We start from the raw sequence: 14,894 nt of genomic DNA on the forward strand, positions 1-14,894 counted from the left end.
AGGGTCTAGCCTCTTTCATCTGGGCGGGTGCGCAGGCACCCGCGGTAAACGTTCGTCGAGCAGCTGGTGCAGTGCGCTGCCCTCTGGCCAGTTGCGCAGGAAGCGCGCACGGTCGCGGGCATAGGCGCGGGCGAAACTCGCTTCTCGCGAGTGGCGCTGCATGGCATCCAGGTCGATCAACGACCATTGCCCGCCTTCGCCCTGCTCCTGCCAGAACACGTTGTGCCCTTTGAGATCGCCGTGGCTGATACGTTCACGCACCAACGCCGCGAACAGTCTGTCCAGGGCTGCAAGATCCGATTCTGGCGGCAAGCCGCCACCCTCCGACTGATCCAGGTAGGGTTTGAAACGGGCGATTATATCCTGACCCGTCAGGTAATCGGTAATCAGGAAGGCCGGCCCGCGCAGCCAGAGCCAGCGGCGCTCGATGACCGCCAGAGGACGCGGGGTGGCAATGCCGAGGAAGTCCAGTCGATTGCCCTCGCGCCACGCCCCCCAGGCCCGGCTGGGGCGCCAGAAGCGCTTGAACCAGTGCAACAGGTTCTTGATGTTGTAACGCTTGACGACCAACGGCCGGCCGTCGAGCTCGACTCGGGCAACCGTGGCGGCGCCGCCGGTCTTGTAGATATGCCCTTTGCCGATGAAGGCGTCGGGATCGGCCAGCAACGGCTGCAGGCCCGGTTCTTCCTCGCGGCGCACCGCGCGCAGGCCGAACGGCCCCTTGAACACGCTGAACAGGCTGCAATCGCGGGCGATCTTCTTCATCAGGTCGCCCACGCGCCAGCGGCGCACCCTGGCGATTTCCTTCTGCAAGGCCTCCAACGGCAGCGCGTGCTCGCCATTGGCCAGCAGGTAATGGATCAGCAGCTCTTCCAGATACGGATCAAGGCTGGCCGGCAACTGGGCGAAGAATACCCCGAGGTTTTCCAAGACATGCTTGCGCGACAGTGGCTGACCCGGGGTTTCCGCGCGGATGCCGGCGCCGTCGATGAGGTAGAGCTGGCCGGCGTGGCGCAGCAGGTTGTCCAGGTGCAGGTCTTCCTGCCACAGGCCCTTGGCATGCAGCTGGGCGATGGCCGTCAGCGCCTCGGCAATGACGGCGGCCTGGCCTTCGGACAGCAGTGGCTCGCCCTCCACGGCGCGCCAGGCATCCCAGAGGCTCTGGGCGTTGTCGAGGAACTCGAAGAGCAACCAGCCGCCCTCGCCGTCCTTCAGGCCATCGGCCAGCAGTTGCGGTGTGGTCAGGCCCTGCTCGGCGAGCAGGCGCACGCCGTCGCGCTCACGCTGGAAGTGCCGGGCAGCCTTGCCGCCGACCAGCAGCTTGGCCAGCACCGGCCGGCCACGCCAATTGGCCGCGCCGACGTAACGCTGCCCGGGCAGTACCCGCAACAGGCTGTCCAGGCGCAGCTCGGCCGGGCCGGCGCCGTCTTCCAGCTCGATGCGCAGGGGCAGCGACGGAGCGCGGCCGGCATCGCGCAGGGCGGACAGCCTCATGCGCGGTTTTCCTTCTTCTTGCGGCGCGCGCCCAGGCGGCGGTACCAGTCGTCGACTTCCGGGCCACCCGCGGCAGTTCCCAGATAAGCCGCCAGCAGGTTGCGCACGTCGGCCTCGTTCCAGTCCGGCGCGCGGCGCAGCAGCGGTTCAAGGTCGCGCACGCGGTCGCGCTGGCCGAACCACAGCGGGCGGGTCTTCTCCAGGTCGATCAGGGTCGCCTCGAAGGCGTCGTCGGTCTCGCGCAGGAAGATGTGCTTGGGATAGAAGCAGCCGTGCATCTGCCCGGCCTCATGCAGGCGCCGGGCGAGCATGCCACAGGCACGCAGGACGGCCTGGCGGCGCTCGGCAGGCAGGTTCGACCAGCCTTGCAGCAGACTGTCCAGGTCACGCCAGCCATCCAGGGCACGGGTCATGAGGATCGCCCGGCGCTCGCCGCCGACCTGCCGCGCGCCGAAGAAGGCCGCCTGCATCGAGGGAATGCCGAGCTGGCGGTAACGCTGGATATTGCGGAACTCGCGGCTGAAGGTAGGTTCGCCCAGCGGGTGCTTCAGGCTGCGGGTCAGGTGGTTGCTCTGGCGCTTGAGGTAGTAGGCGGTGCCGTCCAGCTCCAGGCGATAAACGCTGCTCCAGCCGCCACGCTCGGTGTTGGGCTCGTCCACCGCATCCAGCTGCAGAGTCCAGAGGGCATCGAAATCGGCCAGGGCGTTGCTTTCCAGCAGGGCCTGGTCGCCCTCGGCAATGAAATCCTTCACTCGCGTCCCTCGAAGAAATGGACGATCTGCCGGACACGCTTCTTGTCCGACGCGTTCAGTCGTTCGCGGCGCCGGTACAGCAGGTAGAACTGCAGGCGCTGCGTGTAAGAGAGATGGTACTTGGCGACCTTGTCGAGGGTGGCCAGGTCCTTGGTGATCCGATAGCGCAGCATGAAGCTGACCCAGAAATCACCGATCGGGCAATCGATGAAGTACACCGTGCCCTCCCCGTCGACCAGAATGTTGCGCCACTTCAGGTCGTTATGGGTGAAATGGTGGTCATGCATGGTCCGCGTGTAGCCGGCCAGCTGGCGCATGACATGCGCGACCCAGGCGCGATCCTTCAGGCGCGGATCGTTGCGCCTGGCCAGGGCATGCAGGTCTTCGGTGTCGACCAGCTCGCGGGTAATGATCGCGCCACGGGAGAAGCCGCCATTGGCGCGCTCCAGGCCGTAGGCCACCACCTGCGCGGTCGGGATGCCCCACTTGGCGAACTGTTTGAGGTTCTGCCACTCGGCCTTCACCCGCGGGCGCGGCAGATAGCGACGGAAACCCTTGCCCGGCTTGCGGTAGCGTTTGACGTAATAACGCACGCCGTCACGCTCGATGCGCACGACGTCGGACATCGCATCCTTGGTGATGCGCTCGCCTTCGAGGGCGAACACGGCATCCAGGCTGCCGAAATCGGCGGCGAGGTGCTGGTAGTCGGCTTCGAGTACCCAGCCGGCCATCAGAGCAGGTCTCCGTATCGTTGTTTGCGGTCGTAGAGCTTGGCCGCCTTGCGTTCCATCCACGCCAGCAGCGCGGCTTCCTCGCGGAGGATGTCACGCAGCGGGCGCAGGAAGTAACCGCGCAGGAAGCGCAATTTGTCACGGCGCGTGAGGCCGATGTCCAGCGCGGAGAAATACAGCGCCGCCAGGTCCTTGTCGCGCCAGCGCCGCGGGGTGGCGGCGCGGGTCTGCGCCCGGTGCAGGTCGATCACCGACAGGCGCAGGTCATCGGCGCTGATCGGGCGGTCGGTATGCAACAGGAAGTGGCAGATGTAGCAGTCGCGGTGGTTCACCCCGGCGCGGTGCATGGTGCCGACCATCTTCGCCACCTCGGCGATCAGCGCACGCTTGAGGCGTGGCTCGGGTGGCGTCTGCAGCCAATCCAGCGAGAGGACTTCCAGATCGATGGTCGGCGCCAGTTCCTCGGTGATGATGAAGGAGTGTTGTGCGGCCGGATTGCCGCCGCGCTCGCCATACGCCACCGAGGTCATGGTGGCCACCCCGGCTTGATGCAGGCGCTCCAGGGCTCGCTGCTCCTGGCCCGCCCCCAGCACCGGAAGCTTGGCACTGAACAGATTCTTGACGATCTCGCCCCAGCCGATGCCGCGGTGGATCTTCACGAAATAGCCGCGACCTTCGACCTCAGCGCGCAGCGTGCGGCGGCCCTCCAGCTCGCGGTAGACCTTGCCTTGCAGGCGTTCGACTTCGGCGAACGGGTCCTTGCCGGCCCAGAGGGTCTTGAAGGGCTCGTGCAGTTCGAGCTTCATGCGCGCTCCCGCAGGATCAGGTCGGCGGCGTGCTGCGGCATGCTGTAGAGATCAGCGCTGTCGGCGAAGGCCAGGCCATTGCGCGACCAGTCGGCGCGCGCGACGTCGTCTTGCAGCATCTCCTGGAGCATGGCGTTCAACCGCTCCTGCTCGAAGGGCGACGGCACCACGCGCCCGGCCTTCGCCTCGTCGATGTAGTGGGCGTAGCCGCAGACATCGGTGACCAGCACCGGCAAGCCCGCGACCAGCGCTTCGAGCAGCACGGTGCCGGTGTTCTCGTTGTACGCCGGGTGAATCAGCAGGTCAGCGCCGAGCAGGAAGCGCGGGATATCGCTGCGCCCCTTGAGGATCTGCACGTTGTCCGACAGGCCCAGCGCCTTCACCTGCAGCAGAAATGGCTTGGGATCGTCCTGGCCGATGGCGATCAGGCGGGTGCGCTTGCGCAGCGAGCGCGGCAACGCGGCCAGTGCCTTGAGGCTGCGGTCCAGGCCCTTGGTCTTGAAGCCCGAGCCGATCTGCACCAGCAGCAGGTCATCCTCTGCCAACTTGAACTCGCGACGGAACTCGGCGCGGATTTCGGCGGCGTTGGCCGGCGCACGGCGGTCCTGGGCGATGCCCGGCGGCAAGAGGTGGAAGCGTGCCTCGGGGGTGCGGTAATGCTTGATGAACAGCGGCTGCTGCACTTCGGAGATCATCAGGATCTCGGTCTTGGACTCTGGCGCGAACACCGCGCGCTCGTAGTCGGCGAAGTGTTTGTAACGGCCCCAGCGGCGGTAGAAGGAGTTGCGCAGGGTCTGCGCCTTGTCCTCGAAGCAGCCGTCGGCGGCGTAGTACACATCCAGGCCGGGCATCTTGTTGAAACCAATCACCCGGTCTACCGGCGAGCGCGCAAGGTCCGCGGTCAGCCAGGCGCTGAACTTCTCGTTGCGGCGATGGTTGAACAACGACTTCACCGGCGCCACGCGCACGTCGAAGCCGGGCGGTACTTCGCCTTCCCAGATCGGCGTGTAGACGCGGATCGCGTGGCCGCGCTGCTGGCACTCCAGGGCGATGCGCATGAAGTCGCGCTGCAGCCCGCCGAACGGGAAGTATTTGTAGAGGACGAAAGCCAGGGTCATCGAAGCGTCTCCGGGGCCAGCAGCAGTGCCTCCAGCTGGGTCGCTACGCGCTGGGGATTCAGGCGCGTGAAGCACAGAGGCTGTTCATGCCGCAGGTCGAACTGGCGCTTGTCTTCGGCCGTCGGCTGGTAGGTGCAGGTCTTCTGCAGGCAGGGCGCGCATGAAGGCCAGTCGCTGGCCAGGTGCACCTGCGAGCGTCCGTAGGCGCCGGTGAGACCGGGATTGGTCGGGCCGAACAGCGACAGCGTCGGCACGTCCAGAGCGGCAGCCAGGTGCCCGAGTCCGGTGTCGACCGCTACGCAGGCGGAAGCGCCGGCCAGCACCTTGGCCATGCCTGCGAGGGATAATCTGGGGAGCACCGAAGCGTTTTCCAAGCCTTCGGCCAAACGTTCGGCGCGTTGCCGTTCGGCTTCGTTGCCCCAGGGCAGGCGCACCGACCAGCCGCGCTCGCCCATGCGCTGGGCCAGTTCACGCCAATACACTTCGGGCCAGTGCTTGGTCACCCAGGTGGTGCCATGCAGGAACACCAGGTAGGGCTCGGCCTCCGTCTCGTCCAGCAGGCGATTGCGATCCAGCCCGTAGTCACCGGTGCCGGCGGGCAGCGGGTAGTCCAGCGCCTGGGCGAACAGCTGGCGCACGCGCTCGACGGCATGCTGGCCCCAGGCGACCGGATGGGTGCGGTTATAGAAGCGGCTGGCAGCCGGCTCGCGCGCAGACTCCTTGTCCAGCCCGGCGATCGGCGTGCGGCGGCGAGCGTAGCGGGTCAGCCAGGCGCTCTTGAGCAGGCCCTGGGCGTCGATCACCAGGTCGTAGTCGACTTCCTTCAGACGGCGTTTGAAGCGGCCCCATTCGCCGCTTTTCAATGTCTGCCAGAGATTCTTGCGCCAGCGACGGATCGCCACGGGGATCACCTGGGCCACGGCGGGGTGCCAGGCGGGAATCTCGGCGAAGCCTTCCTCCACCACCCAGTCGAACTGGATCCCGGGAATGGCACGGGCGGCGTCGGTCAGAGCCGGCAGGGTATGGATGACATCGCCCAGGGACGATGTCTTGATCAGCAGAACCCTCATTCGGCGCTTTCCACGTCCACCGGGTCAGCGACCAGTCGGTCCAGCGCTTCGATCACGGGGCGCGGCTTGAGCTCGCGCAGGCAGTTGTAGTGGCCGAAACGGCACACGCGGTCGAAGCAGGGGCTGCATTCCAATCCCAGGCGGACGATTTCCACCTGGTCGGCCAGCGGCGGCGTGAACTGCGGCGAGGTGGAGCCGTAGACCGCCACCAGCGGGCGGTTCAGCGCAGCAGCCACGTGCATCAGGCCCGAATCGTTGGTGACCACGGCTCCGGCGCAGGACATCAGGTCGATGGCCTCGGACAGGGCCGTCTCGCCCGCCAGGTTCACCGACTCTTCGCGAAGGCCGGGGATCAGGCGCATGCGGATGTCTTCGCCGCCGGGATGATCGTTCTTCGAGCCGAATATCCATACCTGCCAGCCGGCGCGGATCTTCACCTCGGCGATCTTGGCGTAATACTCCGCAGGCCAGCGCTTGGCCTCGCCGAATTCGGCGCCGGGGCACAGGGCGAGCACCGGGCGATCCAGACTAAGGCCGAACTTGGCCAACGCGGCCTCGCGGCTCTGCGGGTCGATGGCCAGGCGTGGCTGTGGATAAGGCTGCGGCAGCTCCGCACCCGGCTCGAATGCCAGGGCCATGAAGCGCTCGATCATCAGCGGGTAACGCTCTTTATCCAGCGCGCGGATATCGTTGAGCAGGCCGTAACGCATCTCGCCCTTCCAGCCGGTGCGCTTGGGGATACCGGCAAAATAGGGCACCAGCGCCGACTTCAGCGAGTTGGGCAGGAGGATCGCCTGGTCGTACTGCCCCTTGAGGGACTTGCCGATACGGCGGCGCGAGGCGATGTCCAGCACGCCGTGGCCGAGCGGGAAGCTCAGGGCCTGGCGCACCTCGGGCATGCGCTCGAGGATCGGCCGGCTCCAGTCAGGCGCCAGCACATCGATCACGCAGTCGGGGTGCCGCTGCCTCAGACACTGGAAGAGTGTCTGCGCCATCACCATGTCGCCCACCCAGGAGGGGCCTACGATCAGAATTCTCATGCCTTTTCCAGAAACGACCGGGGAGGCTCTCGCCTCCCCGTACTCCATTCATCCAGCCGTGTGGCGTCGTCGGGTGCCGTGCATCGAATGCCGGCAGTCTAGCCCAGCCGCTCTTTCGGCCGGACAGTTTTCGTCACTCCCTGTGACCTGGCGCAATGGCATCACGCGCCTCGTTCCTGACATCCATAGGCCCGCACAACACAACTGACAGCGCGGGCCGCTCCGGCGAACTTCATCCCGCCGGATGCTGGCTCCATCGTTCAAAAGCCCAGGGGAGGGAAATCGCAGCGAATCAGGTCAGCTCGAAGGCTTTCCACATCTGCATCACCATGCGCCGCTCCGCATGGAAGTGGTCGCCGCTTACCACGCCCGGCTGCTTCTGCAGGGACAATCGGTGCGCCGCCGCCCGGTAAGCCTTGTAGGCGTCCTGCAACGTCAGGACATCCTCGCCGGACATCAACCCGACCCGCTCCAGCGCTTCCAGGATGCGGATATTGTCGGTGAACTCCACCAGCTCCGGGTGCTGCCACGACCAGGCCAGGGCCGCGTATTGCACCATAAATTCGATATCGACGATACCACCGGCATCCTGCTTGAGATCGAACGGGGCCGCGGCCTCGAAGGCATTCGGCGCGGTGCCGGCGACAGTGCTGGGGGTGCCGAGGTTGTCGCGCATCTTCGCGCGCATCTCGCTGACCTCCTTGCGCAACTCCGGCAGATCGCGTTGCTGGCCCAGCACTTTCGCGCGGATCGCCTCGAAGGCCCTGGCCACCCGCTGGCAGCCGGCGAGCACGCGGGCGCGCACCAGCGCCTGGTGCTCCCAGGTCCAGGCCTCGCCCAACTGGTAGGCCTCGAAGGCGCGCAGCGAACTGACCAGCAGGCCGGAGGCACCGCTGGGGCGCAGGCGCATGTCCACTTCGTAGAGCATGCCCGAGGGCGTCTGCGCGGTGAGGAAGTGAATGATCTTCTGCCCCAGGCGCGTATAGAACTGCGCCCCATCGATGGGCTTGGCACCGTCGGTCTCGCTCTGCGGGTCGCCATCGTGGATGAACACCAGGTCCAGGTCGGAGCCGTGGCCCAGTTCCAGGCCGCCGGACTTGCCGTAGCCGATGATGATGAAGTCCGGATCGCAGGGCGTCCCGTCGACGCGGGTCGGCCGGCCGTGGCGCTGCACCAGCTGGTCCCAGGTCAGGCTCAGCACCTGTTCGAGGATTGCTTCGGCCAGCCAGGTCAGGTAGTCGCTGACCTTCATTAAAGGCAGAGTCCCGGCGATCTCCGAGGCCACCACGCGCAAGGCATGGGCCAGCTTGAAGTGACGCAGGGTCTCCATCTGCTGCTCGAGATCATCCTCCGGAATACGCATCAGCCGCTCGCGCAGCTCGGCGCCCAGTTCGGCAGCCTGCGGCGGGCGGAACAGGCGCCCTTCGTTCAATAGCTCGTCGAGCAGGATCGGGAAGCGGGCGATCTGCTCGGCCACCATCGGGCTGGCCGCACAGAGCGTCAGCAGGCGCTCCAACGCACCGGGGTTTTCTGTCAGCAACACGAGATAGGCCGAGCGCCGCGCCACCGCCTCGATCAGCGGCAGGACGCGTTCGAGCAACACATCGGCCGGGCCGCGCTCGGCAATCATGTTCAGCAGCCGCGGCATGAAGGCATCCAACCGCTCGCGCCCAAGACGTTGCATGGCACGCACCTGCGTGCCATGGCGCAGGTCGGTCAAGCGTTTCCAGGCCTGCGCGGGTTCGGCGAAGCCGGCGTCGGCGAACTGTCGGCAGGCGGACTCCTCGTCCACCGCCTCTTCCCAGAGCGGAATCCATTCGCCGCCGATGGTGGTGTCGACCTGGCCGTCTTCGTCCTCGTCCGGATCGGCGATGACCTGGCGGAAATGCCAGTCGATGCGATCGCGCCACTGGTTGGTGGTCTGGTGGAACGCCGACCAGTTGGCGAAGCCCATGATGAAGGCGACGCGGATTCGCTCGAGTTCGTCCTCCGGCAGCATCTGCGTCTGCCGATCGGCAATGGCCTGCAGGGCGTGCTCGGCGTAACGCAGGAATTCGTACCCCTCGCGCAACTCGGCGACCACCTGCGGCGGCAGGTAGCCCTGCCCCTCGAGGATCGCCAGCACGCGCAGCAGCGGCCGCTGCTGCAGGCTCAGGTCACGGCCGCCGTGGATCAACTGGAAGGCCTGGGCGATGAACTCCACCTCGCGGATGCCGCCAGCGCCCAGCTTGATGTTCTCGCTCATGCCCTTGCGCCGGACTTCCTGCTGGATCAGCTGCTTCATGGTGCGCAGCGCCTCGATGGCGGAAAAGTCCAGGTAGCGGCGGTAAACGAAGGGGCGCAGCAGCTCCAGCAGGCGCTGACCAGCCTCCTGGTCGCCACCGACCACGCGGGCCTTGATCATCGCGTAGCGTTCCCAGTCGCGGCCCTGGTCCTGGTAGTACTGCTCCAGCGCGGCGAAGCTGTGTACCAGCGGGCCACTGGAACCGTAAGGGCGCAGGCGCATGTCGACGCGGAAGGCGAAGCCCTCGACGGTGATGGCGTCCAGCGACTTGATCAGCTTCTGCCCTAAACGGGTGAAGAACTCCTGATTGTCCAGCGCCCGCTTGGCGCCCTGGGTTTCGCCACCCTCGGGGTAGCCGAAGATCAGGTCGATGTCCGAAGACAGGTTCAACTCACCCGCGCCCAGCTTGCCCATGCCCAGCACGATCATCTTCTGCGGCAGGCCCGAGCGGTTGCCGATGGGCACGCCGAACTGCTGGCAGTGGCGCTGGTAGAGCCAGGCCAGGGACTGGTCGATGCAGGCGTCGGCGAGGTCCGACAGGTCGCGGCAGGTACCCGCCAGGTCGCTGCGGCGGCTCAGGTCGCGCCAGATGATGCGCACCTGCTGGCGCCGACGGAAGCGACGCAGGCGGCGACCCAGTTCGTCCTCGTCGGCGCAATCGGCCAGCAGCGCTTCCAGTTGTGCGCCCATTTCGCCGGGCTGCAGGACGCGCTCCAGCTCACCGGTCGCGGCCAGTTCCAATAGAAAGGCAGGATCGCGCTGGACCTGCTCGGCAACGAAATCGCTGCCGGCAGTGACGCGGAAGAAGTCGGCGTGCCGCTCGTCGGACCAGCTGTCGAAGCTGGCGATCTGCTCGGGGGAAAACGCGGCGATGGCAGTGCGGAAATTCTGCTCAGCCCGCTCGGCGAGGGGCTTGAGGGTGGCCGGCAAAGCGGCCAGGGACGGCAGGCTCATGGTCTATCCTGAGTGGTCGGCGAGGCGCCGGCATTCCTGTCTTTTCGCGCCCCTGTAGTTTTACTACTAACTTTTTCTGGCGGAGGGATGTATCCGCTGGCGATTTGTAGTAAAACTACAACCCGCCGGGCGTACCCCCGGAGCACTTCCAAGAATTCGCCGCGTCGCCCACGAGGTTGGCGCAGCTATCGGCAACGATCTACTGGCTTCCGATTCTGGAAGCCTTTCCGCCCTGGAGCAAGCCATGCAAGACCTCGATCCCGTCGAAACCCAGGAATGGCTGGACGCCCTGGAATCGGTCCTGGACCGTGAAGGTGAAGACCGCGCCCATTACCTGATGACCCGCATGGGCGAGCTGGCCAGCCGGTCCGGCACCCAACTGCCCTACGCCATCACCACGCCGTACCGCAACAGCATCCCGGTGACCCACGAAGCGCGCATGCCCGGCGACCTATTCATGGAGCGCCGCATCCGCTCCCTGGTGCGCTGGAACGCCCTGGCGATGGTGATGAAGGCCAACAAGAACGACCCGGATCTGGGTGGCCACATCTCCTCCTTCGCCTCCTCGGCGACCCTCTATGACGTGGGCTTCAACTACTTCTTCCAGGCCCCGACCGACGAGCACGGCGGCGACCTGGTGTTCTTCCAGGGCCACGCCTCCCCCGGCGTCTACGCCCGCGCCTTCCTCGAAGGCCGCATCAGCGAAGACCAGCTGAACAACTTCCGCCAGGAAGTGGACGGCAACGGCCTGTCCTCCTACCCGCACCCCTGGCTGATGCCGGACTTCTGGCAGTTCCCGACCGTTTCCATGGGCCTGGGCCCGATCCAGGCGATCTACCAGGCGCGCTTCATGAAGTACCTGGAAAGCCGCGGCTTCATCCCCGCCGGGAAGCAGAAGGTCTGGTGCTTCATGGGCGACGGCGAGTGCGACGAGCCCGAATCCCTGGGCGCGATCTCCCTGGCCGGCCGCGAGAAGCTGGACAACCTGATCTTCGTCATCAACTGCAACCTGCAGCGCCTCGACGGCCCGGTTCGCGGCAACGGCAAGATCATCCAGGAACTCGAAGGCGTGTTCCGTGGCGCCGAGTGGAACGTCAACAAGGTGGTCTGGGGTCGCTTCTGGGACCCGCTGTTCGCCAAGGACACCGCCGGCCTGCTGCAGCAGCGCATGGACGAGGTCATCGACGGCGAGTACCAGAACTACAAGGCCAAAGACGGCGCCTACGTGCGTGAGCACTTCTTCGGTGCCCGTCCGGAGCTGCTGGAGATGGTCAAGGACCTCTCCGACGAAGAGATCTGGAAACTCAACCGTGGCGGCCACGATCCCTACAAGGTCTATGCGGCCTACCACCAGGCGGTCAACCACAAGGGCCAGCCCACCGTCATCCTGGCCAAGACCATCAAGGGCTACGGTACCGGCTCGGGCGAAGCGAAGAACATCGCGCACAACGTCAAGAAGGTCGACGTCGAGTCGCTGAAGTCGTTCCGCGACAAGTTCGACATCCCGATCAAGGATGACGATCTGGAAAACCTGCCGTTCTACCGCCCCGAGGAAGGCAGCGCCGAAGCCAAGTACCTGGCTTCCCGCCGTGCCGCGCTGGGCGGCGTGATGCCGGTTCGCCGCGAGAAGAGCTTCCAGGTCCCGGTTCCCCCGCTGGAAACCCTCAAGGCCATGCTCGACGGCTCGGGCGACCGCGAAATCTCCACCACCATGGCTTTCGTGCGGATCATCTCGCAGCTGGTCAAGGACAAGGAACTCGGCCCGCGCATCGTCCCGATCGTGCCGGACGAAGCCCGTACCTTCGGTATGGAAGGCATGTTCCGCCAGTTGGGCATCTACTCCTCCGTCGGCCAGCTGTACGAGCCGGTGGATAAAGACCAGGTGATGTTCTACCGCGAGGACAAGAAAGGTCAGATCCTCGAGGAAGGCATCAACGAAGCCGGCGCCATGTCCAGCTGGATCGCTGCGGGTACCTCGTACTCCACGCACAACCAGCCGATGCTGCCGTTCTACATCTTCTACTCGATGTTCGGCTTCCAGCGTATCGGCGACCTGGCCTGGGCCGCTGGCGACAGCCGCGCGCACGGCTTCCTGATCGGCGGCACCGCCGGCCGTACCACCCTGAACGGTGAAGGCCTGCAGCACGAAGACGGTCACAGCCACCTGCTGGCGGCAACCATCCCGAACTGCCGCACCTACGATCCGACCTACGCGTACGAGCTGGCGGTGATCATCCGCGAAGGCTCGCGGCAGATGATCGAAGAGCAGCAGGACATCTTCTATTACATCACCGTGATGAACGAGAACTACGTCCAGCCGGCCATGCCCAAGGGCGCCGAGGAAGGCATCATCAAGGGCATGTACCTGCTCGATGAGGACAAGAAGGACGCCGCGCATCACGTGCAGCTGCTGGGTTCGGGCACCATCCTGCGCGAAGTCGAAGCCGCCGCGAAGATCCTGCGCGAAGACTTCGGCATCGGCGCCGACGTCTGGTCCGTTCCGAGCTTCAACGAACTGCGCCGCGACGGCCTGGCCGTGGAGCGCTGGAACCGCCTGCACCCGGGCCAGAAGCCCAAACAGAGCTACGTCGAAGAGTGCCTGTCCGGCCGCAAGGGTCCGGTCATCGCCTCCACCGACTATATGAAGCTTTACGCCGAACAGATCCGCCAGTGGGTGCCGAGCAAGGAATTCAAGGTCCTGGGCACCGATGGCTTCGGCCGCAGCGACAGCCGCCGCAAGCTGCGCGACTTCTTCGAAGTCGACCGCCACTGGGTCGTGCTGGCCGCACTGGAAGCCCTGGCCGATCGCGGTGATATCGAACCCAAGGTCGTGGCCGAAGCCATCGCCAAGTTCGGCATCAACCCCGAAAAACGCAACCCGCTGGACTGCTGAGGAGAGGCACGATGAGCGAACTGATTCGTGTACCCGACATCGGCAATGGTCAGGGTGAAGTGATCGAACTGCTGGTCAAGGTCGGCGACACCGTCGAGGCCGACCAGAGCCTGCTGACCCTAGAATCCGACAAGGCCAGCATGGAAATCCCCTCGCCGAAAGCCGGCGTGGTGAAGAGCCTGAAGGTCAAGGTGGGCGACACCCTGAAGGAAGGCGACGAGATCCTCGAGCTGGAAGTCGAGGGGGGTTCGGCTGCCGCCGAAGCGCCCAAGGCGGAAGCGCCGGCTCCGGCCGCCGAGGCTCCGAAGGCAGAGGCTCCGGCCGCTGCCCCGGCGCCGGCTGCCGCACCTGCCGCTGGCGCCAGCGTCCAGGACATCCACGTCCCGGACATCGGCTCGGCCGGCAAGGCCAACGTCATCGAAGTCATGGTGAAAGCCGGCGACACGGTCGAAGCCGACCAGTCGCTGATCACCCTGGAGTCGGACAAGGCCAGCATGGAAATCCCCTCGCCGGCTGCCGGCGTGGTGGAAAGCGTGTCGATCAAGGTCGGTGACGAAGTCGGCACCGGCGACCTGATCCTCAAGCTGAAGGTCGCGGGCGCTGCTGCCCCGGCGGCTGCTCCGGCTCCCGCCGCTGCCGCTCCGGCCGCCACCCAGACACCGGCTGCCGCGCCGGCCAAGGCTGCGGAAGCCGCTCCGGTGGGCGCGCCCAGCCGTGACGGCGCCAAGGTCCACGCCGGCCCCGCGGTGCGCATGGTCGCCCGCGAGTTCGGCGTCGAGCTGAGCGAAGTCAAAGGCACCGGCCCGAAAGGCCGCATCCTCAAGGAAGACGTGCAGCTGTTCGTCAAGGAACAACTGCAGCGCGCCAAGTCGGCTCCGGCCGGCGCTACCGGTGGCGCAGGCATCCCGCCGATCCCGGAAGTCGACTTCAGCAAGTTCGGCGAAGTGGAAGAAGTGGCGATGACCCGCCTGATGCAGGTCGGCGCCGCCAACCTGCACCGCAGCTGGCTGAACGTGCCGCACGTGACCCAGTTCGACTCGGCCGACATCACCGAGATGGAAGCCTTCCGCGTGGCCCAGAAGGCCGTGGCGGAAAAAGCCGGCGTCAAGCTGACCGTGCTGCCGATCCTGCTCAAGGCCTGTGCCCACCTGCTCAAGGAAATGCCGGACTTCAACAGCTCGCTGGCCCCCAGCGGCAAGGCGCTGATCCGCAAGAAGTACGTGCACATCGGCTTCGCCGTGGACACGCCGGACGGTCTGCTGGTCCCGGTGATCAAGAACGTCGACCAGAAGAGCCTCCTGCAACTCGCCGCCGAAGCCGCCGAACTGGCCGAGAAAGCGCGCACCAAGAAGCTCTCCGCCGATGCCATGCAGGGCGCCTGCTTCACTATCTCCAGCCTCGGCCACATTGGCGGCACCGGCTTCACGCCGATCGTCAACGCGCCGGAAGTGGCGATCCTGGGGGTCAGCAAAGCGACGATCCAGCCGGTGTGGGATGGCAAGGCCTTCCAGCCGCGCCTGATGCTGCCGCTGTCGCTGTCCTACGATCACCGCGTGATCAACGGGGCGGCTGCCGCGCGCTACACCAAGCGCCTGTCCGACCTGCTGGGCGATATCCGCACCCTGCTCCTGTAAGTGCGGCTGCTGTAAGTGTTGCAAGGGGCCGGTTCGCCCGGCCCTTCCTCTCGACGAGCACGCCACGCTCGTTCTCTCCAGCCCTGCCGGATGGCGGGGCTTCTTTTTGCCGGACCGG

The 14,894-nt window shown here is 66.0% G+C and carries 10 protein-coding genes; 2 read left to right on the plus strand and 8 right to left on the minus strand.

Annotation, left to right across the window (positions count from 1 at the left end):
- Window positions 1-15: 15 nt before the first annotated feature.
- The 8 genes from LDJ84_RS27170 to glnE all read right to left on the minus strand — a co-directional run bounded on the left by LDJ84_RS27170 (window position 16) and on the right by glnE (window position 10,249).
- Window positions 16-1,494 (minus strand): lipopolysaccharide kinase InaA family protein, encoded by a 1,479-nt coding sequence (locus LDJ84_RS27170; protein WP_065085596.1) that lies wholly within the window; start codon window positions 1,492-1,494, stop codon window positions 16-18.
- Window positions 1,491-2,246: a lipopolysaccharide kinase InaA family protein gene (locus LDJ84_RS27175; protein WP_024764274.1), complete on the minus strand. Its 756-nt coding sequence runs from the start codon at window positions 2,244-2,246 to the stop codon at window positions 1,491-1,493. Before LDJ84_RS27175 ends, LDJ84_RS27170 begins: the two co-directional genes overlap by 4 nt.
- A complete protein-coding gene (locus LDJ84_RS27180) occupies window positions 2,243-2,977 on the minus strand; it encodes a lipopolysaccharide kinase InaA family protein (protein WP_024764273.1) in 735 nt (244 codons plus the stop codon). The genes LDJ84_RS27175 and LDJ84_RS27180 overlap by 4 nt, the downstream gene beginning before the upstream one ends.
- Complete coding sequence (rfaP, locus tag LDJ84_RS27185) at window positions 2,977-3,783, minus strand: lipopolysaccharide core heptose(I) kinase RfaP (protein ID WP_037013950.1); 807 nt, start codon at window positions 3,781-3,783, stop codon at window positions 2,977-2,979. The genes LDJ84_RS27180 and rfaP overlap by 1 nt, the downstream gene beginning before the upstream one ends.
- On the minus strand, window positions 3,780-4,901 hold the full coding sequence (locus LDJ84_RS27190) for a glycosyltransferase family 4 protein (RefSeq protein WP_065085597.1): 1,122 nt from the start codon (window positions 4,899-4,901) through the stop codon (window positions 3,780-3,782). The genes rfaP and LDJ84_RS27190 overlap by 4 nt, the downstream gene beginning before the upstream one ends.
- Entirely contained in the window at window positions 4,898-5,971 is a 1,074-nt protein-coding gene (waaC, locus tag LDJ84_RS27195; RefSeq protein ID WP_065085598.1) for a lipopolysaccharide heptosyltransferase I, read from the minus strand. Before waaC ends, LDJ84_RS27190 begins: the two co-directional genes overlap by 4 nt.
- Window positions 5,968-7,011 (minus strand): lipopolysaccharide heptosyltransferase II, encoded by a 1,044-nt coding sequence (waaF, locus tag LDJ84_RS27200; RefSeq protein WP_024764270.1) that lies wholly within the window; start codon window positions 7,009-7,011, stop codon window positions 5,968-5,970. Before waaF ends, waaC begins: the two co-directional genes overlap by 4 nt.
- 292 nt (window positions 7,012-7,303) lie before the next feature.
- A complete protein-coding gene (gene glnE, locus LDJ84_RS27205) occupies window positions 7,304-10,249 on the minus strand; it encodes a bifunctional [glutamate--ammonia ligase]-adenylyl-L-tyrosine phosphorylase/[glutamate--ammonia-ligase] adenylyltransferase (RefSeq protein ID WP_084358652.1) in 2,946 nt (981 codons plus the stop codon).
- 244 nt (window positions 10,250-10,493) lie between these two features.
- On the opposite strand from glnE, the gene aceE reads away from it, so the two are divergent.
- Window positions 10,494-13,142, plus strand: a complete 2,649-nt coding sequence (gene aceE / locus LDJ84_RS27210) for a pyruvate dehydrogenase (acetyl-transferring), homodimeric type (protein ID WP_024764268.1) — start codon at window positions 10,494-10,496, stop codon at window positions 13,140-13,142.
- Window positions 13,143-13,153: 11 nt separating this feature from the next.
- Window positions 13,154-14,776 (plus strand): dihydrolipoyllysine-residue acetyltransferase, encoded by a 1,623-nt coding sequence (gene aceF / locus LDJ84_RS27215; RefSeq protein WP_065084959.1) that lies wholly within the window; start codon window positions 13,154-13,156, stop codon window positions 14,774-14,776.
- Window positions 14,777-14,894: the final 118 nt, after the last annotated feature.

The organism is Pseudomonas sp. HS-18, assembly GCF_020401845.1.
GTDB classification, from domain to species: Bacteria; Pseudomonadota; Gammaproteobacteria; order Pseudomonadales; family Pseudomonadaceae; genus Pseudomonas; species Pseudomonas nitroreducens.